Source organism: Ruminococcus sp. RTP21359st1_H3_RTP21359_211015 (genome assembly GCF_040909065.1).
In the GTDB taxonomy this organism is placed as follows: domain Bacteria; phylum Bacillota; class Clostridia; order Oscillospirales; family Ruminococcaceae; genus Hominimerdicola; species Hominimerdicola aceti.
The window spans coordinates 1-1071 of record NZ_JBDGDD010000087.1 but is presented as its reverse complement, the minus strand read 5'-3'; the positions used below and the strand labels follow the sequence as shown (position 1 = coordinate 1071).

General features: G+C 47.6%; 1 protein-coding gene. It reads left to right on the top strand.

Features of this window, described 5'->3' with window-relative positions; all coding sequences use genetic code 11:
- Positions 1-762 (top strand): hypothetical protein (locus AB5Z01_RS13785; RefSeq protein WP_368365628.1); only part of this gene is annotated, 762 nt, incomplete at its 5' end.
- Between the last annotated feature and the right edge of the window lie 309 nt (positions 763-1071).

Below are 1071 nucleotides of genomic sequence, written 5' to 3'. Positions count from 1 at the left end.
GCGGTGCGCAACGACTTCTTCGGGGAGATGGCCGAGACCGGTGGGGTGCCCCTGAATGCATCCCCTGTTAGGCGTTGGGCCGGTGTCTTCGGGCACCGGCCCTTTGCGTTCTCTATCTCGATGGGCATAAAGAACGTCTTAGATGATCTATTGAGTTCTAACTACTCTGGGAGCATCTTTGTAAGAGAAGTATCTTGTAATTCCAATCAAGGAGGATTGATGAAGGATACTTATTTAAATAAAGCAATTACTATTTTCACAGCTTTCCTCGCTCTATCACTTTGCCTTCTTTTTACCGATGCACATGCCTCAGCTAGCGAGGTTGATCCTTCTCAAGCTACATGGGTCGATCCTCAAGTTCTCCGAGGAGAAGAATCCAGCCCACTAACTTCATATGGGTACGAGGTTTTCTATTCACAGCAGAACGCCAGCACATTTTCTGCCAATAATATTCAGACGCAATGCATCAGCTCGCATATACACACAACGTGGTATGGCCTATCAGCAAGGCAATGTAAGGCGGCGGATGCAACAGGAGCATCATTCACAATATTCAATGCCGCAACGGGAAAAGCAGTAGCAAAGGTTGACCTTAAAAAGGTACCGTTGCCTCCAATTGGGAAAAGCGTTCCATTGGGATGTGTGGTATCGACCGTGGGATTTATTTTGACTATCCCAGGCATGCCAACCAACACTGTAGGCTGGGCATTAAAGGGTGCGAATCTGCTTATTAGTGCAGCAGGAATTAAATTGAGTTGCTAATGAAACTAATTCTTCTTCTGCAGCTTGCGTGTGCCGTCACGCTGATCGTCATCGGGATTGTCAACAGTAATGTCGCCATAGTCTTCATAGGCGTCGCGTCCGCTATTCTGTCAGTTCTCGATAAATGGTCTAGATACAGAAGAAAGTAATGTTAGGGAGAACTGCTGACGGAAAGATAAGCGCTGCTGGAGTAGCAAGTGATGTGAACGTATATACGTTCACTCGATTCGCACCGCGAATCGGCTTGTATGCTCCTAACGGCTATGCCGGTGGCGTGGCTGCCTGATTTCGTGATGGCAATAGAAGCGC